The 20191-nt window shown below is 60.8% G+C and carries 18 protein-coding genes; 16 read left to right on the top strand and 2 right to left on the bottom strand.

All coding sequences use genetic code 11. From position 1 onward, the window contains the following. Positions 1-7: 7 nt before the first annotated feature. The 6 genes from lepB to pdxJ are packed head-to-tail and all read left to right on the top strand — an operon-like array spanning position 8 to position 4303. Positions 8-817, top strand: coding sequence for a signal peptidase I (gene lepB, locus MD273_RS15425; protein WP_239038689.1), 810 nt, complete (start codon positions 8-10; stop codon positions 815-817). Positions 818-844: 27 nt separating this feature from the next. Beyond that, positions 845-1234, top strand: a complete 390-nt coding sequence (locus MD273_RS15430; RefSeq protein ID WP_239038690.1) for a DUF4845 domain-containing protein — start codon at positions 845-847, stop codon at positions 1232-1234. After that, positions 1231-1920, top strand: a complete 690-nt coding sequence (gene rnc / locus MD273_RS15435) for a ribonuclease III (protein WP_092004827.1) — start codon at positions 1231-1233, stop codon at positions 1918-1920. The genes MD273_RS15430 and rnc overlap by 4 nt, the downstream gene beginning before the upstream one ends. Further along, positions 1920-2837: a GTPase Era gene (gene era, locus MD273_RS15440; protein ID WP_239038691.1), complete on the top strand. Its 918-nt coding sequence runs from the start codon at positions 1920-1922 to the stop codon at positions 2835-2837. Before rnc ends, era begins: the two co-directional genes overlap by 1 nt. Before the next feature lie 7 nt (positions 2838-2844). Next, entirely contained in the window at positions 2845-3573 is a 729-nt protein-coding gene (gene recO, locus MD273_RS15445) for a DNA repair protein RecO (RefSeq protein WP_239038692.1), read from the top strand. Beyond that, on the top strand, positions 3563-4303 hold the full coding sequence (pdxJ, locus tag MD273_RS15450; protein WP_239038693.1) for a pyridoxine 5'-phosphate synthase: 741 nt from the start codon (positions 3563-3565) through the stop codon (positions 4301-4303). The genes recO and pdxJ overlap by 11 nt, the downstream gene beginning before the upstream one ends. 9 nt (positions 4304-4312) lie before the next feature. Here the strand turns inward: pdxJ and MD273_RS15455 are convergent, their stop codons facing one another. After that, the gene (locus MD273_RS15455) at positions 4313-7186 is read right to left on the bottom strand and encodes an ATP-binding protein (protein WP_239038694.1); all 2874 of its coding nucleotides are present in this window, start codon (positions 7184-7186) and stop codon (positions 4313-4315) included. A 220-nt stretch (positions 7187-7406) separates the two neighbouring features. Between MD273_RS15455 and cysM the strand changes: the two genes are divergently transcribed. The 5 genes from cysM (at position 7407) to MD273_RS15480 (ending at position 13298) form a co-directional block, all read left to right on the top strand. Next, a complete protein-coding gene (cysM, locus tag MD273_RS15460; protein WP_239038695.1) occupies positions 7407-8300 on the top strand; it encodes a cysteine synthase CysM in 894 nt (297 codons plus the stop codon). 23 nt (positions 8301-8323) lie between these two features. After that, a complete protein-coding gene (gene rlmD, locus MD273_RS15465; RefSeq protein WP_239038696.1) occupies positions 8324-9673 on the top strand; it encodes a 23S rRNA (uracil(1939)-C(5))-methyltransferase RlmD in 1350 nt (449 codons plus the stop codon). Between the two features lie 58 nt (positions 9674-9731). Then, positions 9732-11969, top strand: coding sequence for a GTP diphosphokinase (relA, locus tag MD273_RS15470; protein ID WP_239038697.1), 2238 nt, complete (start codon positions 9732-9734; stop codon positions 11967-11969). Further along, positions 11966-12817 (top strand): nucleoside triphosphate pyrophosphohydrolase, encoded by an 852-nt coding sequence (gene mazG, locus MD273_RS15475; RefSeq protein ID WP_239038698.1) that lies wholly within the window; start codon positions 11966-11968, stop codon positions 12815-12817. Before relA ends, mazG begins: the two co-directional genes overlap by 4 nt. 136 nt (positions 12818-12953) lie before the next feature. Continuing rightward, entirely contained in the window at positions 12954-13298 is a 345-nt protein-coding gene (locus MD273_RS15480; RefSeq protein ID WP_092004802.1) for a pilin assembly protein, read from the top strand. Between the two features lie 78 nt (positions 13299-13376). Here MD273_RS15480 and MD273_RS15485 read toward each other — a convergent pair whose 3' ends face one another. Next, a complete protein-coding gene (locus MD273_RS15485; RefSeq protein WP_239038699.1) occupies positions 13377-13610 on the bottom strand; it encodes a hypothetical protein in 234 nt (77 codons plus the stop codon). 103 nt (positions 13611-13713) lie between these two features. On the opposite strand from MD273_RS15485, the gene ppc reads away from it, so the two are divergent. From ppc to MD273_RS15510, 5 genes are all read left to right on the top strand, one after another. Then, positions 13714-16359, top strand: a complete 2646-nt coding sequence (gene ppc / locus MD273_RS15490) for a phosphoenolpyruvate carboxylase (protein WP_239038700.1) — start codon at positions 13714-13716, stop codon at positions 16357-16359. Positions 16360-16404: 45 nt separating this feature from the next. Continuing rightward, the gene (locus MD273_RS15495) at positions 16405-17775 is read left to right on the top strand and encodes an HDOD domain-containing protein (protein ID WP_239038701.1); all 1371 of its coding nucleotides are present in this window, start codon (positions 16405-16407) and stop codon (positions 17773-17775) included. A 207-nt stretch (positions 17776-17982) separates the two neighbouring features. Beyond that, positions 17983-18636 (top strand): adenylate kinase, encoded by a 654-nt coding sequence (gene adk, locus MD273_RS15500; RefSeq protein WP_239038702.1) that lies wholly within the window; start codon positions 17983-17985, stop codon positions 18634-18636. Between the two features lie 30 nt (positions 18637-18666). Then, positions 18667-19365: a tRNA (adenosine(37)-N6)-threonylcarbamoyltransferase complex dimerization subunit type 1 TsaB gene (gene tsaB / locus MD273_RS15505; protein ID WP_239038703.1), complete on the top strand. Its 699-nt coding sequence runs from the start codon at positions 18667-18669 to the stop codon at positions 19363-19365. Between the two features lie 3 nt (positions 19366-19368). Beyond that, positions 19369-20187, top strand: a complete 819-nt coding sequence (locus MD273_RS15510) for a class I SAM-dependent methyltransferase (RefSeq protein WP_239038704.1) — start codon at positions 19369-19371, stop codon at positions 20185-20187. The last annotated feature ends 4 nt before the right edge of the window (positions 20188-20191 follow it).

Here is a 20191-nt window from a genome sequence, read left to right on the forward strand (position 1 = left end):
CTCCCGGATGGATATCGATTTTCCCCTGGTTCTGGTAGTACTGACCTTCGCGACGGGTCTGATCTGGCTGGCGGATAAGCTCTTCCTGCGTGAACGCCGGCTTGCGGCGGCGAGGTCAAGCAGCCCCGGCGTCGGCCAGGAAGGTGAATCGGTATCCGGCGATGAGGCGGAGCCGAAAGAGCCCTATCTGGTGGACCTGAGCCGTTCGTTCTTCCCGGTTCTGGCAATTGTGCTTGTGCTTCGGTCCTTTCTGGTGGAGCCGTTCCAGATACCGTCAGGTTCCATGTTGCCCACGCTGGAAGTCGGTGACTTCATTCTCGTCAACAAGTACGCGTACGGGCTCCGCCTGCCGGTTGCCGGCACCAAGATTCTGGAAGTCGGGGATCCGGAGCGGGGTGACGTTATGGTGTTCCGTTATCCGGAGGATGGTGAGACCAATTACATCAAACGGGTAATCGGGCTGCCGGGCGATCGTATCCGCTACCAGGACAAGCAGCTGTTCATCAATGGTGAACTGGTCGACACGAGTTTCGTGGCGCGCCTGCCCCCGATGGAGCTGCGCCGGGAGGATCTCGGCACGGTGGAGCATGACATTTTCCTTACGCTCGGGCGGCCGGGTAACTCCGGTGAAGGCGAGTGGGTCGTTCCCGAAGGCCACTACTTCGTCATGGGCGATAACCGGGACAACAGTAACGACAGCCGCTATTGGGGCACGGTGCCTGACGAGCTGATCGTGGGCAAGGCCTTCGCGATCTGGATGCACTGGAAATCCATCACCAGTCTGCCATCCTTTGATCGTGTCGGTGGCATCGAATAACGCAGACTAATCTGGAGTGCAGTTATAATGAAGAAAAACAATCTCTCCACGATGGGGCGTCAGGGTGGCGCATCCGTCCTGACCATCCTGATCATGGTGCTGTTCTTCGGCAGCCTGCTGACGCTGGTGGTCAAGCTGGGGCCGGTCTACATCGACGACCTGACCATTCAGGAAGCCCTGGAGAGCCTGGACGGCACGGAGGGGCTTTCCAGCATGGGGCCTGCGCAGGTGCTTACCCTGATCAACAAGCGCCTGAGCGTCAACAATGTGCGTGGCTTTGATCCCAAGCACATTTCCGTGGAGAAGAATGGCGAATTCGTCGTAATCAAGGTGGATTACGAGGTTCGTAACAACGTTTTCAGTAACGTGGATACTGTTATCCACTTCAAGCATGAGTATGAGTTGAAGGGCAAGTGAGTTCACAACCGGATCTGGACCAGTTACAGCGGCGCATCGGCTATCAGTTCAAGTCTCCCGAGCGGTTGCTGCTGGCGCTCACACACCGCAGTTACGGCAACCAGAACAATGAGCGGCTGGAGTTCCTGGGGGACTCCATCGTCAACATGGTCATTGCCGAGTACCTGTTCCTGAACTTTGACAAAGCGCGGGAGGGCCAGTTGAGCCGGCTGCGGGCTCGTATGGTCAAGGGCGTGACCCTGGCGGAAATCGGTCGCGAGTTCGAGCTGGGCAAATACCTGCGACTGGGCTCCGGTGAACTGAAAAGCGGCGGTTTCCGCCGCGAATCCATCCTTGCTGATGCCGTGGAGTCGATCATCGGCGCGATCTACCTGGACAGTGATTTCCATACCTGCCGTTCGCAGGTACTGCGCTGGTTTGAACAGCGGCTGAGGAACCTGGATCTACAGGATACCCAGAAGGATCCGAAAACCCGGTTGCAGGAATACCTGCAGTCCCGGCAGTTTCCGCTCCCGCGCTACGACGTCATTTCGGTAGACGGTGAAGCTCACAACCAGACCTTCCATGTATCCTGCGCCCTGCCATCCCTCGACCGCAAGACGACCGGTACCGGCAGCAGCCGCCGCGTGGCCGAGCAGCAGGCGGCCCGAAACGCCCTGAAAGAGCTGGGTGTGGAGAATTCCTGATGAATGATATTACCCGTCCCGAGAATCCTGACAGCCGTTGCGGATTCGTGGCCATTGTCGGCCGTCCCAATGTGGGCAAGTCAACGCTCCTGAACCACATTCTCGGGCAGAAACTGAGCATTACCTCCCGCAAGCCCCAGACCACCCGCCATCAGGTGCTCGGTATCAAGACCGAGGGCCCGGTCCAGGCGATCTATGTGGATACCCCGGGCATGCATGAAGACGAGCCCAGGGCCCTGAACCGCTACATGAACAAGGCCGCCTCGTCGGCGCTCATCGATGTCGATGTGGTGGTGTTCGTGGTGGATCAGCTGGCCTGGACGACGGCCGATGAAATGGTCCTGGAGAAGCTGTCCCGGGTGAAGTGCCCGGTGATCCTGGCGGTCAACAAGGTCGACAAACTGGAAAACCGGGACGCCTTATTGCCACACCTGGAGATGCTGTCGAAGAAGCGGGAGTTCGCAGAGATCATTCCGCTGTCCGCCTTGCGGGAAACCAATCTCCAGCCCCTGGAGGAGGCCGTTGGCCGTTATCTGCCCGAGAGCGTGCATTTCTACCCGGATGATCAGATTACCGACCGCAGCGAGCGGTTCATGGCGGCGGAAATCGTACGGGAAAAGATCACCCGCCAACTGGGCGCCGAGTTGCCTTACTCCGTGGCCGTCGAGATCGAGGAGTTCAAGCATCAGGGCAAGACCCTGCATATTTCCGCGCTGATCCTGGTGGAGCGGGACGGTCAGAAGAAGATCATCATTGGTGACAAGGGTGAGCGCATGCGCCGCATTGGCCAGGAAGCCCGTGCCGATATGGAACGGATGTTCGGCTGCAAGATCATGCTGAGGCTGTGGGTCAAGGTAAAGCGCGGTTGGGCTGACAGCGACCGGGCCCTCAAAAGCCTTGGAATGAACGACTTCTGAGGCGTTTATGAGGGGGCTGGAGCAGCAGGAGCCCGCCTATGTCATCCACCGCCGCCCGTGGCGGGAAACTAGCCTCATGGTCGATGTCTTCACGCTGAATCGTGGCCGGATGACCGTCATCGCCCGCGGCGGAAACAGTGCCAGAAGCCCGCTCAAGGCGCAGCTTCAGCCGTTCCAGCCGCTTCTGCTGGACTGGGCCGGGCGCGGTGACCTCAAGACACTGACACAGGTTGAGGTGCGCCCGGGGCCGGAACTGAAGCGCACCGGGGCGCTCTACAGCGGTCTGTACCTGAACGAATTGCTGCAGCGGATCCTGCCGGCTGCCGACCCGCATCCGACCCTGTTTGCCGCCTACATCGATGCCATCACCGAACTGTCCCGGACCCGCGATATAGAGCCGGTGTTGCGCCGGTTCGAACAGGCTTTCGCCAGCGCACTGGGGTACGACTTTGCCTGGGACCAAACCACCGACTCCGGGGAAGCGGTCGAGGCCGGCCAGCGCTATTGCTATGATCCGGAGCAGGGCATTGTTTCGAAACCGTTCGAGGGTGTGCGTTTGCAGGAATTGCCGGGTGAGGTTCTGCTGGCGATCGCCGCCGGAGACCTGGAATCGGCCGCGAGCCGCCGGCTTGCCAAACGGATCATGCGGGTGCTGGTCAACTATTTGCTGCAGGGCCGCCCACTGAACAGTCGTAGCCTTTTCACTCACCTTCGGGGAGAACACCATGAATCCTAGAGTATTGCTCGGCGTCAACATTGATCACGTGGCCACCTTGCGCCAGGCCCGTGGTACCCGGTATCCCGATCCGGTGCAGGCGGCGATTCTTGCCGAGGAGGCCGGCGCCGACGGTATCACGATTCATCCCCGGGAAGACCGGCGTCATATCCAGGACCGCGATGTCCTGCTGTTGCGGGAAGTCCTGCAAACCAAGATGAATCTCGAAATGGCTGTGACCGACGCCATGCTGGCGTTTGCCGAGCAGGTTCGGCCGGAGTGTGTCTGCCTGGTGCCGGAGAAGCGGGAAGAGCTGACCACCGAAGGCGGCCTTGATGTCGATGGCCAGGAGACCCGGGTAGCCCGGGCTTGCGAGCGGCTGGGCCGGATCGGTGCCGAGGTTTCCCTGTTCATTGATCCGGATCCGGTCCAGATTGACGCTGCGGTACGCTGCGGTGCGCCGGTCGTGGAACTACATACCGGGGAGTACGCCGAGGCAAAAACCGCCGCGGAGGAAGACGAGGCTTTCGGGATTATCGCCAATGCCGTGGCCTATGCCCGTAAAAAGGGCCTGATCGTGAACGCCGGCCACGGTCTTCATTATCACAATACCGAACGGGTGGCAGCCATTTCCGGTATCAACGAGCTCAACATCGGCCACGCCATTATTGCCAGGGCATTGTTCACCGGCCTGAAGGACGCGGTGGCCAATATGAAGGCCATTATTGAGCGGGCCGGCCGGCGCGGCTGAGATCTCCCGTCAGGGGGCGGTCCCGGTCTGGTAGCCATCCTGCCTGAAAAGCTGTTGCCAGTCGGTCTGATCGCTCCATGCCTGCAGCCGCTCAATGGCATTCAGTAGTTGTTCCAGATAGGCGCCGGTATCCGGCGTCGAGCATTTGAGAGCCGTTTCCAGCTGGTTGGCAGCGGCCCTCAACTCCGGAACCCCGCAGTAGCGGGTAGCGCCATGGAGCTTGTGGACGCAATCCAGCAAGCTCTCCATCTCTTCCTTTTTCCAGAACTCCCTGATTTTCCGGCTGTCCGTGGGGAGCTGCTCAATCAGCATGCTGAACAGTTCCTCCGCAAGGTCCGGCTTGCCGGCGGCCAGCTGGATGCTTTCCGTGACGCTCACGCAATCCTGCTGCATCTTGCGGGATGAAGGCCGCAAGGCCTGGCGGGTGTCCCGGACCTCGGGGATATGGGGTGCCTCACCATCGTGCCGGCAGTCAAAGCCGGTGTAGTCCCGAATGATCGCGGTAAGTTCGGTGCTGCTGATGGGCTTGGCCATATAGCCGTCAAAACCTTGCCGGGCGAGAGCCTCCTGTTCATCGGCGAGGGCATGGGCCGTCAGCGCAATGATCGGGGTCCGGTGGGTGTTGGTGTCCAGTTCCCGGATCCGGGCAGTGGTTTCAACGCCATCCATGCCGGGCATTTGCAGGTCCATGAACACCAGGTCGAACGGCTTCTGTCGAACCTTGCTCAGGGCTTCGAAGCCGTTGGACGCCGACTCAGCCTCCAGGTGGCAATCATTGAGCAAGGCCATGACCAGCTTCAGGTTGGCCTCGTTGTCGTCAACGGCGAGCACCCTGGGGGTGTTGTTCCTGACTTGTCGCCCTGTCTCCAGGGAATAGTTGGTCAGTGATCCACTGCCGGCATTGATGCCATGAACGAGCATCAATAATTCGTCATACAAGGCGTTGCGGCAAACCGGCTTGGTCAGATGGCCGCTGGCGATGCCGGACAGCCCGGCATCGTGGGTTTCCAGGGTGGGCGTGAGCAGCAGTGTCCTGCAATCGCGCTCGACTTCCAGGTTTTGCAACAGGGTCCGGTACTGGTTGGAGTTGAGCAGGTGACGGGTGATGCCGATGATCGCAACGGCATAGCCGGCCTGCCCCTTCTGCGCTTCCTCGATCTGCTCCTGCATTGCCCCTGCCGAGGCAACGCGGTCCACGACAACGCCCCAGTCCCGCAGCATGTGTTCCACTGCCAACCCGGTGGTTTTCTGATGCTCGAGGTAGATGACCTTCTCGCCCCGGAGCGCGTCCCGCGGAATAACGCTCTCGCCGGTAGCGGACAGCTCGGTGTTGAGGGTGAACCAGAACGTGGACCCTTTGCCCAACTCACTCTCCAGCCCGATCTGGCCGCCCATTTCCTCCACCAGGCGTTTCGAAATGGCCAGTCCAAGCCCGGTGCCGCCATATTGCCGTGCGGTAGAGGCGTCCGCCTGGCTGAACGCATTGAACAGGGACTGTTGTTGGGCGCGGGAGAGTCCGACGCCGGAATCCGTGATGCTGATCTTGATGCTGACACGGTTGTTTTCCTGGTCTTCATCTTCCAGGCTGGCCCTCAGCACCACTTCGCCGGTCTGCGTGAACTTGATGGCGTTGTTCACGAGGTTGGTGATGATCTGCTTGACCCGCAGCGGGTCACCCATGACATTATCCGGCACATCGTTATAGACCAGCGGGGCCAGATCCAGGTTCTTGCTGTGGGCTGCCGGCGCAAGCATGACCATGACTTCCTCGATGATGTCCCGGAGCTGGAAGGGCACCCGGTCCAGGATCAGTTTGCCCGCCTCGATCTTGGAGAAGTCCAGGATGTCATTGATGATCGTCAGCAGGATCTCCGAGGATTTCCGGATGGTATTGAGGTGATCCCGTTGCTGCCGGGGGAGGGGGCTCTTCAGCAGCAGTTCGGTGAAGCCGATGATGCCGTTGAGCGGGGTCCGGATCTCGTGGGACATGTTGGCCAGGAATTCGGATTTGATCCGGCTGGCTTCCAGCGCTTCCTTGCGGGCGAAGTCCAGTTCGATATTCTGGATCTCGATGGTTTCGAGGGTCTCCCGGAGATCTTCGGTTGCCTGGTCGATATTCTGCTGCATCTCGGCCTGGGCCTTGCTCAGCTCTTCGGCCATGTCATTGAGGCCCGATTCCAGCTGTTCGAATTCCGGACCCGCACCGGTATGAACGCGGGTATCGAGCTTGCCTTCCTTGAGCTTTGCCACCGCCTCATTCAGTTCAAACACGGGTCCGGTAAAGGCGCGACTGAGGCGCATGGCAATGGCGAGACTCAAGAGCACGCCACCGAGCACCAGCAGCAGGGAAAGGAGCATGGCCTTGTAGGTTTCTTTGTCGGTGCGGACGTGGGACATCTCCACCGAAACCCAGCCGAGAGGTTTGTTCAGCGCGCCCATGGACTGGCGGGCGTCCGGATCCAGCATCGTCTCGATCATGAGGTCCTGAAGGTGCACCGGGGTCACGAAGCGCGTGCTGTTTTCGCTGGTCATGCGGATGGCATGATCCGGCGGGAGCGTTCCGGAAATGGCGGCCTCGGAGCTCCCCGGGCCGGTATGAAGCAGGCGGCGACCGTCGCTGCCGTAGAAGGTGATCGAACGGACGTCCTGTTCTTCCAGCAGGGAATTGGAAAGCGTGCTCAGCAGGCTGCGATTGGCGGTAAACAGGCCATACTCGGAACCGGCGGCCAGTTGCCGTGACAGTGATTCCCCGCGATCGCCCAGCAGGCTCTCGATATTCTTAACCCAGCTGTAGGTGAAGAACATCCCCAGTATCAGGGTGGTCAGCAGGGTGGGGACCAGAGTCACCACCAGAACTTTCTTGCGAATGCCCCAGCGCCGCATAGGATTTTCCTGAAAATTGCCTGGCTACGGGAATAAACCCGGAGTCACTTCCCTGTCAGAATAGATGATCCGGCCGGAACTGACTGTGGTATCTGTCCCGGACCGGATAGAAAATCACAGGTTATAGCCACCGGTCATGGATATAGCGAGAAGCTGTATTGGGATGCCGGGGTCATAACGCGTATGATTCGGAGCCAAAAGTGTACCACAGGGTTTTATTATGAATTTCCCCACCATTGAAGATTATGTTGGTCATACCCCGTTGGTTCGCCTGCAGCGCCTGCCGGGCGATACCAGCAACGTCATCCTGGCGAAGCTTGAGGGCAACAACCCGGCCGGTTCGGTGAAGGACCGTCCGGCACTGAGCATGATCCAGGAGGCCGAGCGCCGTGGTGAGATCAAGCCCGGGGATACACTGATCGAAGCCACCAGTGGCAACACCGGAATTGCCCTGGCCATGGCCGCGGCCATCAAGGGCTACCGTATGGTACTGATCATGCCCGCCAACATGAGTGAAGAGCGTCGGGCCTCGATGCGCGCCTACGGTGCCGAGATCATTACCGTCAGCAAGGAAGAGGGCATGGAGGCGGCGCGCGACCTGGCCCTCGCGATGGAGTCGGAAGGCAAGGGCAAGGTGCTGGACCAGTTCAGCAACCCCGACAACCCGCTGGCCCATTACCGCACCACCGGGCCCGAGATCTGGGAGCAGACCGGCGGGCGCGTCACCCACTTTGTCAGTTCCATGGGCACGACCGGCACGATCATGGGCGTGTCCCGTTATCTGAAGGAGCGCAATCCCGATATCCGCATCATCGGTCTGCAGCCGAAAGAGGGCGCTTCGATTCCGGGTATCCGTCGCTGGCCCGAGGAATACCTGCCGAAGATCTACGATGCCACCCGCGTGGACCAGGTTCTCGATATCGGCCAGGAAGAGGCCGAGGACACCATGCGTGCCCTGGCAGCCCGGGAAGGTATTTTCTGTGGTGTCTCCTCCGGCGGTTCCATCGCAGCCGCCCTCAAATTGTCAGAGCAGGTTGAAAATGCCGTGATCGTGGCCATTATCTGTGATCGCGGCGATCGTTACCTGTCGACAGGCGTCTTTCCCGGCGCCTGAACCAGCCAGCAAGAGATTTCAGTATGAGTAGAAGACGCAGGAAGGTCCTGCCCAAGGAACCTGTGCGCTGTGTGATTGAGTCCCTGAGCCATGATGGCCGGGGCATTGCCCGCAATGACGGCAAGACCCAGTTCGTGGATGGCGCCCTGCCCGGCGAGACCGTGATGGCGAAGGTCGTCTCCACCCGCAGCAAATTCGACGAACTGCGCGCCCTGGAGGTGCTGGAGCCCTCGGCCGAGCGTCAGGAGACTCCCTGTGAATTTGCCGACCTGTGCGGTGGTTGCAGCCTGCAGCATATGAGCAGCGATGCCCAGATCCGGTTCAAGGAAGATACCCTGCGCCAGCATTTTGCCCATTTCGGGGGCATAGAACCGGAGGAATGGGTGGCGCCGATGCGTTCCGACGCCAGCCTTGGATATCGGCGCAAGGCCCGACTGGGTGTCCGTTTCGTCAAGGCCCGGGAGTCCGTGCTGGTGGGATTCCGGGAGAAGCGCAACAGTTTCCTGACCGATATCGACCGTTGTGTGGTTATGGACCCGCGCATCGGGGAACGGATCATGCCGCTGCGCGAACTGTTGCACAGCATGGACGCCTTTGACCGGATTGCCCAGGTCGAGGTGGCGTGCGGTGACGATACGGCAGCCATGGTATTCCGCAACATGGATGACCTCAGTGCCGGCGATCGGGAAAAACTGATCGGGTTCGGTCAGGCCCATGACTTGCATATTTACCTGCAGCCCAAAGGGCCCGACACGGTACACCGGATATGGCCAGAATCAACGGGCCGGGCCGATGAGCGGCTGAGCTATCGCCTGGACGAGTTTGGCCTGACCATGGAATTTCATCCCATGGACTTTACCCAGGTCAATGCAGGCATCAATCGAAGCATGGTACACCGTGCCGTGGAGTGGCTGGATGTCCAGCCGGATGAACGGGTACTTGATCTGTTCTGCGGGCTGGGTAATTTCACCCTGCCGCTGGCCCGACGTGGTGGCCAGGTGGTAGGTGTCGAGGGTGACGAGGCCATGGTCGTGAGAGGGCGGGAGAATGCCGAACGCAATGGCCTGGAGAATGTGGCCTTTCACGGTGCCGATTTGCACGGTGATTTTACCGGCCAGCCCTGGGCCAAAGAGGGCTTTGACAAGATTCTGATTGATCCGCCCCGCTCCGGCGCGGAGGACATCTGCAAGTATCTGACGGCTTTCGGAGCCGATCGGATTGTCTATGTCTCCTGCAATCCGGCGACTCTGGCCCGGGATTCGGGCGTCCTGGTGCGTAACGGCTACCGGCTGGTGCGCGCCGGTGTGATGGACATGTTTCCGCACACCACCCACGTGGAGTCGATCGCCCTGTTCGAGCGTGCAGAGCGCTGAACAGGATTGAGCGCGGTCAGGGATGACGGCGACAACGAACAGGAATAACAAGACCGATATGGTAAAAGTTCGCGAAGATTATGCCGTGACCGGCGATGGCGAAGTGGACATCGAGAGATGCGTCAGCCACATCGCCTCGCAGACCAATCTCGACGATATTGACCAGTTCCGCCGGGCCTGTGAAAAGGCGGCGGAAATCGACCTGCAGGCGTTCCGGGAAGACCGGCTGTGGGCGCCGGGGTCCAGCAGCTTCCGGATCGGGCTGGAGATGGCCCAGGTGCTTGCAGAGCTGCATCTGGACCAGGCCAGTCTGGTTGCCGCCATTCTCTATCGGGCGGTGCGCGAGGAGCGGGTTCCCCTGGAGGAAATCCGCAAGGAGTTCGGCGATGAAGTCGCCGGGCTGATCAACGGTGTCCAGCAGATGGCCGCCATTTCCTCCATCCACCACCCGCTCAAGGGCAATGTGCTGGGGCAGAGTGAAGGCCAGCTGGATAACGTGCGCAAGATGCTGGTCACCATGATTGACGATGTCCGGGTTGCCCTGATCAAGCTGGCGGAACGTACCTGTGCCATCCGGGCGGTCAAGAACGCGCCGGAAGAGAAACGCATGCGCGTTGCCCGGGAGGTCTTCGATATCTACGCGCCCCTGGCTCACCGGCTGGGTATCGGTCACATCAAATGGGAGCTGGAGGACCTTTCCTTCCGCTACCTGCATGAATCCGCCTATAAAAAGATTGCCAAGCTTCTCGACGAAAAGCGCCTCGATCGTGAGGGGTACATCCGCCGGGTGATCGACACTCTGAACAAGGAACTCCGGGCCTCTGGCATCGAAGGCGAGCTTTCGGGCCGGGCCAAGCATATCTACAGTATCTGGCGGAAAATGCGCCGCAAGGGCATCGACTTTTCCCAGGTGTATGACGTGCGGGCTGTGCGCATCCTGGTGCCCGAAGTCCGGGATTGCTATGCCGCGCTGGGTATTGTGCATTCCCTCTGGCGCCATATTCCCAACGAATTCGACGACTACATCGCCAACCCGAAGGAAAATGGCTACCAGTCGCTCCATACCGCGGTGATCGGGCCCGAGGGCAAGGTCATGGAAGTGCAGATCCGGACCCACAAGATGCATCAGGAGGCCGAACTGGGGGTGTGTGCCCACTGGCTGTACAAGGGGACCGACAAGCACAACAAGTCTGCGGGGTATGATGCCAAGATCAACTGGCTGCGCCAGGTCCTGGAGTGGCAGGAAGAGCTGGGGGATCTGTCGGGCCTGGCCGATCACCTGAAGTCCGACGTGGCTTCGGACCGGGTCTATGTCTTTACTCCGGAAGGCCATGTGGTGGATCTGCCCCAGGGCTCAACGCCGGTGGACTTTGCCTACCGGGTACACACCGAAATCGGCCATGCCTGCCGGGGGGCCAGGGTCAACAGCCGGATCGTACCGCTGACCTATCCGCTGAAGACCGGCGATCAGGTGTTCATCCTGACCTCCAACAATCCGACACCGAGCCGCGACTGGCTGAACCCGAGCCTGGGCTATATCCAGACGTCCCGGGCCCGGGCCAAGGTAACCCACTGGTTCAAGCAACAGGACCGCGACCGCAATATCGTCGATGGCCGGGCCATTCTCGAGGACGAGTTCAAGCGGTTGTCGCTGTACGACGTGGATCTTGAGGAACTCGCCCGGAAAGTGAACTGCCACAGCTCTGCCGATATGTTTGCGGCGATCGGAGCCGGAGATCTGCGCCCGACCCACGTGGCTAACGTGGCCCAGCAGATGCTGGAGCCCAGGTCTGAACAGCTGGACCTGAAACTGACCACCCAGCGCAAGAAACCCTACGACACCGAGTCGGATATCCAGATTCTCGGTGTGGGCAAGCTGAAGACACAGGTGGCGAGATGCTGCAAGCCTTTACCCGGAGATGCCATCGGTGGCTATATCACCGTGGGTAGGGGCGTGACCGTCCATCGCCTGGACTGCCTGACTTTCCTGAGCCTTCGGGAATTCGAGCCGAACCGGATCATCGAAGTGAACTGGGGTGGCAAACCGGCGGCAGTCTATCCGGTGGATATCGAGATCGAGGCCTACGATCGTTCCGGGTTGCTTCGGGATATCACCCAGGTGCTGTCTGCCTCAAAAAGCGATGTGCTGGCATTGAACACGCTGACGAACAAGGATGAGAACACTGCGACCATGACCGTCACCGTGGAAATTTCCAGTCTTGAGCAGCTGGCACGGCTGCTGGCGCAGATCCGTAATCTGCCAAACATCATTGACGTGAGGCGCAAGCGCGGATGAGTTACAGCATCGATGATCTCAAGACCCTGATGGCCCGTTTACGGGACCCGGAAACCGGCTGCCCGTGGGATACGAAACAGACCTACGGCACCATTGTGCCGCACACCATCGAAGAGGCCTACGAGGTGGCGGATGCCATCGAGCGAGGGGACTATCGTCACCTGAAAGACGAGCTGGGCGACCTGCTGTTTCAGGTCATCTTTTATGCCCAGATCGGTCGTGAGGATGGTCATTTCGATTTTGATGGCGTTGTCGATCACCTGGTGCGCAAGCTGGTGCGGCGTCACCCCCACGTTTTTCCCGAGGGCACCCTGGAAAGCCGCATTGACCCCGACAACCGGCCCGATGAGGCCTGGATCAAGGAAAGCTGGGAGCGCATCAAGGCTGAAGAGCGGGCTGACAAGCCCGAGGCCGCGGGGCCGGCCAGCCGTCTGGAGGGTATTGCCCGAACCCTGCCTGCCATGGCCCGGGCGGAGAAACTCCAGCGTCGGGCGGCCCGCCACGGCTTCGACTGGCCGGATATCTCACCGGTGTTCGACAAACTCCATGAGGAAATCGACGAACTCAAGGAGGCCTGGCAGGCGGCTGAGAGTGGCACGGGCGCCCGTGATGCCGTCGAGGATGAACTCGGTGATCTGTTGTTTGTCTGTGTCAACCTGGCACGGTTCATGAAAGTGAATCCTGAGCAGGCCCTGAAACGCACCAACCACAAATTCGAGGCCCGGTTCCGGGCGATCGAGGAGGTGCTGGCGCGGGAGGGGCGTGACATGGACGAGGAGTCCCTCGAGGCGCTGGATGCCATCTGGCAGGCGGTCAAGGGTGTCGAGAAGGACCGCTCCGGGAACTGAGAACCCGTGTTCGGTAAGTACAATCCGTTACCAATTCGGTGGTTCCCAAACAGGAGGCTTCGTCTACACTTCCGGTATCGGACGCACGCTTTCAGTGCGCCGGATGCTATCAATAAGATGCAGGAGTGCAGGCACCATGAAAATCAAAGATCTGGTCAACTACTGGGACAAGCACGCACGGGGACGGCTGACCCGAGACGCCTACTTCATGGCGTTGTCTGACCAGCATCACAAGCGACTTGAGAAGCTTGCGGCGCTCTACCCGATGAAGTCTCCTCAAGACCTGATGCGGGATCTGATTTCCGCGGCCCTGGATGAGCTGGAAACCAGCTTTCCTTACGTGCAGGGTACCCGGGTGGTTGCTTACGACGAGGATGGTTTCGAGATCTACGAGGATCAGGGACTGACTCCGAAATTTGTCAGCCTGAGCCAGAAGCACATCCAGCGCCTCAAGGCCCGACAGCTGGAATCCGTGGCCTGACCACCGGAAGATTGCCAGCCTGACTTACCCTGCCGGAGTGGTGGAAGCCACCACTCCGGCACGATGCCCCGCCCCTGTTTACTTGTCCTTGCTTTCCAGCTTGTCCTTGATCGGGCTCTGACGCACCAGATCGTCCAGGGCGGCACCGATCATGTCGTTCAGAATGTCCGACTCGGTGCGGTCCGGGTACAGCTCTGCCAGGGCGGCAATCCTGGCAGCATCCTCCAGCGGCAGGCGGAGGTTGTAGTCGTGGGTGCGTTCCACGGGCTCTTTGTCTTTCTCCCAGTGCTTGGGAAGATCAGTCACTTTCATGAATACTCCTTGCGACCACAAGCGGTTGCGCCAATAGACTTTCTCGGCTGATTCTTAGTATCGTAAGTTTACTTCGCCTCCGTCAATTCAAAAGGACGTCAATGTGACTGAGCTACACCCGGATCTGCGCGAAAACGTACGAATGCTGGGCGAACTGCTGGGCCAGAGTATCCAGCGTTTCCCCGGCCAGGAGTGTTACGACCTGATCGAGGAAATCCGTGCGGCCGCGAAGGCGGACCGCCGGCAGGAGAGCGGCTCCGGCCAGCGGCTGGTGAGCCTGCTCAGAAAGCTCAGCGACGATGAGTTGCTGCCGGTTACAAGAGCCTTCAACCAGTTTCTCAACCTGGCCAACCTCGCTGAGCAGTATCATGGTATCCGCCGCAAACGCGGACACCAGTCCGATCTGATGGTGGAGTCCCTCGGCGAAGTGTTTGACCGGCTCAAGGGCGGAGGTGTGTCCACGGACGAGCTGCATCGCCGGGTTGCCGATCTGCGCATTGAATTCGTGCTGACCGCCCATCCCACAGAGGTGGCCCGTCGAACCCTGATCATGAAATACGACGAGATGTCCGAGTGCCTGTCTCAGCTCGACCATGAGGATCTCATGCCGGCTGAGCGGGACGAGATCATCGCGCGACTGTCCCGTTTGATTGCCGAGGCCTGGCACACGGACGAGATCCGCCATGAGCGTCCGACAGCGGTGGACGAGGCCAAGTGGGGGTTTGCCGTCATCGAGAACAGTCTCTGGCAGGCCCTGCCTGATTTTCTGCGAAGTCTTGATACGTCTCTGTCGGATGCCACCGGCAAGGGCTTGCCACTGAACGTCTCGCCTATCCGGATCGCCTCCTGGATGGGCGGTGACCGGGACGGTAATCCGAACGTCACCCATGAGGTGACCCGAACCGTCTTCCTGCTCGGACGATGGATGGCGGCGGATCTGTTCCTCCGGGATATCCAGTCGCTGCGCGCCGAGCTTTCCATGTGGCAGGCCAGCGATGAACTGAAGGCGAGAGTAGGGGATGCCCGGGAACCGTATCGCCAGGTGCTGGCTGAACTCCGGGAACGACTGGTCAAAACCCGGGACTGGGCCGAGGCCAGGGTTCACGGGCAGCCGGCGGATTCTGAGGGTATCCTGTTCGAGAATGAAGACCTCACGGGCCCTCTGGAACTCTGCTATCGCTCCCTGATGGAATGCGGTCTGGAGACCATCGCCAACGGGCCCTTGCTGGATACCATTCGGCGCGCCCACACCTTCGGCCTGCCGCTGATCCGCCTCGATATCCGCCAGGAGGCTTCCCGGCACGCCGAGGCGGTGGCGGAAATGGTCGGCTATCTCGGGCTGGGCGACTACGCCAGCTGGACCGAGGACCAGCGCCAGGCCTTTCTGGTCAGGGAGCTGCAGGGCCGTCGGCCGCTGGTGCCTCGCAACTGGGAGCCTTCCGACAATGTCCGGGAAGTGCTGGCGACCTGTGAAGTGGTCGCGGCGCAGACTCCCGAGGCCCTCGGTTCCTACGTCATCTCCATGGCCAGCAAGCCGTCGGATGTCCTGAGTGTGATCCTGCTGTTACGGGAAGCCGGCATGAAGTTCCCGATGCGGGTGGTGCCGCTGTTCGAGACCCTGGACGACCTTCGTGGCGCCCCGGATGCCATGGCGGCGCTGTATGAGGTGGAGTGGTACCGTGAGTATTGCCAGGGTCGCCAGGAAGTGATGATCGGCTATTCCGACTCGTCCAAGGATGCCGGCCAGCTCATGGCGGCCTGGGCGCAGTACCAGGCCCAGGAGAAGCTCACCCAGGTGGCCAGCCAGTATGGTGTTCACCTGACCCTGTTCCACGGTCGTGGTGGCACGGTCGGCCGGGGCGGCGGTCCCGCCAACCGGGCGATATTGTCGCAGCCGCCGGGTTCTGTGAACGGGAGTTTCCGGATCACCGAGCAGGGCGAGATGATTCGCTTCAAGTTTGGCCTGCCACACCTGGCGGTCCAGAGCCTGACTCTGTACAGCACGGCGGTGATCGAGGCGACCCTGGCGCCACCACCCGAGCCCGAGGGCAGCTGGCGACAAACCATGGACTGGTTGACCGAACGGTCGCTGAAAGCCTATCGGGAAGTGGTCCGCGAGAATCCGGACTTTGTCCCGTACTTCCGTCAGGTGACGCCTGAGCAGGCGCTTGGCAAACTCGCCCTTGGTAGCCGCCCGGCCCGGCGCAAGCCCTCTGGCGGGGTGGAAAGCCTGCGGGCCATTCCGTGGATCTTTGCCTGGACCCAGATGCGCTTGATGCTGCCAAGCTGGTTGGGCAGTGATGTGGCGCTGGAGGAGGCGGCCCGGGAAAACCGGCTGCCGGAGCTCCGGGAAATGATGCAGGGTTGGCCGTTTTTCCGAACGTACGTGGATATGCTCGAGATGGTGCTGGCAAAGGCCGATCTGCGGATTGCCAGCTATTATGAAGAGACCCTGATCGAGGACCGCAAGTTGCAGGTGCTCGGTAAGGGCCTGCGTGAACGCCTTGCCGGCTGTATTCGCCGTGTACTGGAACTGAAGGAGCAGCAGGAACTGCTGGAGCAGGAACCGGTCTTTGCGCATTCCATGAGAGTGCGTAATCCATACACGGATCCGTTGCATTACCTCCAGGCCGAGCTCCTCAGGCGAGACCGGGAGAGTGAAGGCAAGGGCGAAGTTCCGGAGATGGTGGAACGGGCCCTGAAGGTCACCATGGCGGGTATCTCGGCCGGTATGCGTAACACGGGCTGACCTGGCGCCAGCTGACTGTCAGACACAGATAAAGGAGTACCGGGTGTGGCGCTTGCTGCCAAGCTGGAGCACTATCTGACCGAAAAGGGGCTGGCCTATCGGGAGTTGGCCATCGAGCCAGTTCCAAACCTGGATGCGGCGGTGATCGCATCGGGCAGGTCACAACACGATTTTGTCCGGGCTACGCTGTTGCTCGACATTGACGGTGTCGTCATGGCAGTTCACCGCTTTGACAGCACGCTGGACCTGCCGGCGGTACAGCAGCTGACCGGGCGCCGGCTTCAGCCGCTGACTGCGCGACAGAGCCAACGGATTTTCGAGGACTGTGAACCGGGATTCGTGCCGCCGGTCGGGTGTGCCTACCGTGTGCCGGTGCTGGTGGATGAGGATGTCATGGATGCGGAATCGGTCCTGCTGTCCGGCGGTCGAAGCGATGCGCTGATCGAACTCGACAGGGAAACCCTGAAAGTCCTGCTGGCAGACGCATTTCGGGCCCGCCTGGTGATCCATGGCCAGGGTGGTGGTGACCGTGGGGCGCTGACACTGGATGAAGTTGCCTCCAAGTTGCGGGAAATCTACAGGTTGCCGCCGATGCCCGCACTGGCGCCCCAGATTCTCGGCATGGCAGCCACTGGCGGGGCAGTCGCCGAGGACCTCGCCGACGTCATCGAACTGGACCCCAGTCTGACGGCTCAGGTCCTGCGTTATGCTCGATCCGGGCTGTTCGAGACCTCCGGTCAGGTAGAAACGGTGCGTCAGGCCGTGACCGGTGTTCTTGGTATCGAACGGGTGTCCCACATTGTCCAGGGCAGCGCCCTGGTCGGCGGTTTCGGAATTCCGCGCGAGGGTATCCTGGGCATGCAGGCGTTCTGGTCTCACGCGCTCTACTGTGCCTTCCTGTGTCAACGGATCGCGCCCCGATGTGGGGCAGACCGGGACATGGCCTACCTGTGCGGGTTGCTGCACAATTTCGGCCTGCCGTTGCTGGGGTATCTGTTCCCGTCGGAATTCGAGGAACTCAGTCGGCTTCGGGAAAGCAATCCGGAAGCCAGCATGCAGTCCCTGGAGCAGCAGGTATTCGGTCACGGCGGCGATGAGGGCATGCTGGCGGTGGGCCATGGCGCCGTCGGTAGCCTTTTGCATCGGTTCTGGCAGCTGCCCGAGCCGGTTATCAAGGCGGCCGGCATGCATCAGCATCAGGGCTATACCGGTGAACATGAGACCTACGTGTTGATGGTGCAGCTGGCGAACGGATTGCTGAAAGCCAGGGGCATAGGGGATGAGTTCAACGAGGATAACGTCCCGGTTCTGCTCGGCTCCCTTGGCCTCAGGCAGGATGCGGTGGAAGACTTCGAGAAGGATATCGACAGCCTGTCCCCCGACCTTGACGCACTGACCTCTTCCCGCCCATCCTGAACGCCCCGCCGACCCATTCAGGAGTCCTGTAGTGCTGCTTTTCAGTGCATGATACTGAGGTCGACTTTCTATGGGCAGGCTGACTTCGTATAATGCGCCTTCGCCGTTCCGGGCTGACATTTGTCCCGCCGAGAGAGGTTGTCGCAAAGGCAGGCGTTTTTGCCACAGCTTTTCAAACGATAATGACTAAAACGGGAGCACAGCGTTATGCGAATCATCATGTTAGGCGCGCCAGGCGCAGGTAAGGGGACTCAGGCACAGTTCATCACTGAGCGCTTCGACATTCCCCAGATTTCCACCGGCGACATGCTGCGGGCTGCGGTCAAGTCCGGTTCCGAGCTGGGAAACCAGGTCAAGGAAGTCATGGCCTCCGGCGGTCTGGTGTCTGACGACATCATCATTGCCCTGATTGAAGAGCGTATCCAGCAGCCGGACTGCAAGAACGGCTTCCTGCTGGACGGCTTCCCGCGCACCATTCCCCAGGCAGAAGCACTCAAGGATCAGGGCATTGCCATCGACTACGTGGTCGAGATTGCCGTCGATGACGAGGAAATCGTCAGTCGCCTGTCCGGCCGTCGCGTTCATGAGGGCAGTGGCCGGATCTATCACGTGAAATACGATCCGCCCAAAGTCGAAGGCAAGGACGACGAAACCGGTGAGCCGCTGGTTCAGCGTGAGGATGACAAGGAAGAAACGGTTCGCAAGCGCCTGAAAATCTACCACGAGCAGACTGCTCCGCTGATTGGCTTCTACCAGGACTGGGCCGAGAAGGATTCTTCCGCTGCACCCAAGTACGTGCGCGTGGAAGGCGTTGGTAGCCTGGACAGCATCCGCGACCAGATCCTGTCCAAGCTCCAGTAATCAACCATTGACGTCGAGGCATTCACTGCCGTGAAACTGCTGGCACTGGATACGTCATCAGAGGGCTGCTCCGCAGCCCTTCTGGTTGATGGCGAGATAACCGAGCGATTCGAGGTCGCGCCCCGGGGCCATACCCGGCTGCTGATGCCCATGGTGCGGGAACTGCTGGCGGAGAAGGAATTGGTGCCCGCGGACCTGGATGCCCTTGCGTTTGCCTGCGGCCCCGGCTCCTTCACCGGCTTGCGGATAGCGACCGGCGTGGTGCAGGGACTGGCCTGGGGTCTGGACCTGCCCGTGGTGCCGGTTTCTTCCCTTGCCGCGGTCGCCCTCGGGGCGATGCAATCCCTCGACATCTCCGAGGGCGATGCCGTGGCCGTCGCTTTCGATGCCCGCATGGGCGAAGTCTACTGGGGCTGTTATCGCCGCAACGGCGGCCGGCCCGAACTGCTCGGCGAGGAACGCGTTTGTCCGCCTGCTGCGGTAAGCCTGTCCGGAAAGGCCGAACACTGGTACGGCGCGGGTCCCGGCTGGCAATTCCGGAACCAGATGCCGGCAGAGGTTTCCGGCCCGATGGTCTCTGTCGTGCCGGACCTGTTGTTACGGGCCAGCTGGGTGGCGCGTCTGGCGGAAAAACCGGCCGCAGAGGGTCGGACCGTTCCGGCGGAACAGGCGCAACCCGTCTATATCCGTGATGAGGTGGCCTGGAAAAAGCTGCCTGGCCGCGAGTGAGCCGTGGCGACTCCCCGTCCTGACCTTTCCTCCCCGTCCCTCGCTATTGCCCGTAGCCCCCTGGGGGATCACGCCCGGGCTGAGGAGCTCAGCGAACGCCTGGGGCTTCCCTATCTCGGGGTGGTTCGTCCCCGAGACATCGCCGAGGTGCCGGTACTTCTGTTCCTGGATGAGCAGGGGCTCTGTCTGCAGCTGACGGGGAAGGGCGCCCCCGGTCCGGTCCGGGTCGAGTTTGTTTCCGGCAAGATGGGCTACCGGCGTGAGCACGGAGGCGGTGCCGGCCAGCTGGTTGCCCGTGCCGTGGGCTTGCAGAAAACGAAGGCCAGGCTTCACGTGCTGGATGCGACCGCGGGCCTCGGCCAGGATGCCTTTGTTCTCGCCAGCCTCGGGTGCGAAGTGACCCTGTTCGAACGCAATCCTGTCATCCATGCTCTACTGGAGGACGGCCTGGCCCGTGCTGCGCTCAACGTCGACTGCGCACCGATCGTTGCCAGGATGACCCTGGCAGCCGGCAGCAGCATAGACTGGTTGCGGCAGGCTGACAGTGGGGCGGCAGATGTGGTCTACCTGGACCCCATGTTCCCGCACCGGGACAAGTCGGCCCGGGTAAAGAAAGAAATGGAAGTGTTCCGGCAGATCGTGGGCGATGACGAGGATGCCTCTGAACTGCTTGCCGCTGCCCTGAAAGTGGCGACTTACCGGGTAGTGGTCAAACGCCCCCGTAAGGCTCCCACCATCGAAGGCCCCGAGCCCAGCACCCGGGTCGAGGGCAAGAGCAGTCGTTACGACATCTACGCTCTCAAGGCGCTGCCAGCGGCCTGAACCA

It is taken from the genome of Marinobacter sp. C7, assembly GCF_022343555.1.
Lineage (GTDB): Bacteria > Pseudomonadota > Gammaproteobacteria > Pseudomonadales > Oleiphilaceae > Marinobacter.

Excerpts from the sequence above, each read along its gene's own strand:
- lepB (WP_239038689.1), top strand. The coding sequence starts at position 8 with ATGGATATCGATTTTCCCCTGGTTCTGGTAGTACTGACCTTCGCGACG.
- MD273_RS15430 (WP_239038690.1), top strand. The coding sequence starts at position 845 with ATGAAGAAAAACAATCTCTCCACGATGGGGCGTCAGGGTGGCGCATCC.
- era (WP_239038691.1), top strand. The coding sequence starts at position 1,920 with ATGAATGATATTACCCGTCCCGAGAATCCTGACAGCCGTTGCGGATTC.
- recO (WP_239038692.1), top strand. The coding sequence starts at position 2,845 with ATGAGGGGGCTGGAGCAGCAGGAGCCCGCCTATGTCATCCACCGCCGC.
- pdxJ (WP_239038693.1), top strand. The coding sequence starts at position 3,563 with ATGAATCCTAGAGTATTGCTCGGCGTCAACATTGATCACGTGGCCACC.
- MD273_RS15455 (WP_239038694.1), bottom strand. The coding sequence starts at position 7,186 with ATGCGGCGCTGGGGCATTCGCAAGAAAGTTCTGGTGGTGACTCTGGTC.
- cysM (WP_239038695.1), top strand. The coding sequence starts at position 7,407 with ATGAATTTCCCCACCATTGAAGATTATGTTGGTCATACCCCGTTGGTT.
- rlmD (WP_239038696.1), top strand. The coding sequence starts at position 8,324 with ATGAGTAGAAGACGCAGGAAGGTCCTGCCCAAGGAACCTGTGCGCTGT.
- relA (WP_239038697.1), top strand. The coding sequence starts at position 9,732 with ATGGTAAAAGTTCGCGAAGATTATGCCGTGACCGGCGATGGCGAAGTG.
- mazG (WP_239038698.1), top strand. The coding sequence starts at position 11,966 with ATGAGTTACAGCATCGATGATCTCAAGACCCTGATGGCCCGTTTACGG.
- MD273_RS15480 (WP_092004802.1), top strand. The coding sequence starts at position 12,954 with ATGAAAATCAAAGATCTGGTCAACTACTGGGACAAGCACGCACGGGGA.
- MD273_RS15485 (WP_239038699.1), bottom strand. The coding sequence starts at position 13,610 with ATGAAAGTGACTGATCTTCCCAAGCACTGGGAGAAAGACAAAGAGCCC.
- adk (WP_239038702.1), top strand. The coding sequence starts at position 17,983 with ATGCGAATCATCATGTTAGGCGCGCCAGGCGCAGGTAAGGGGACTCAG.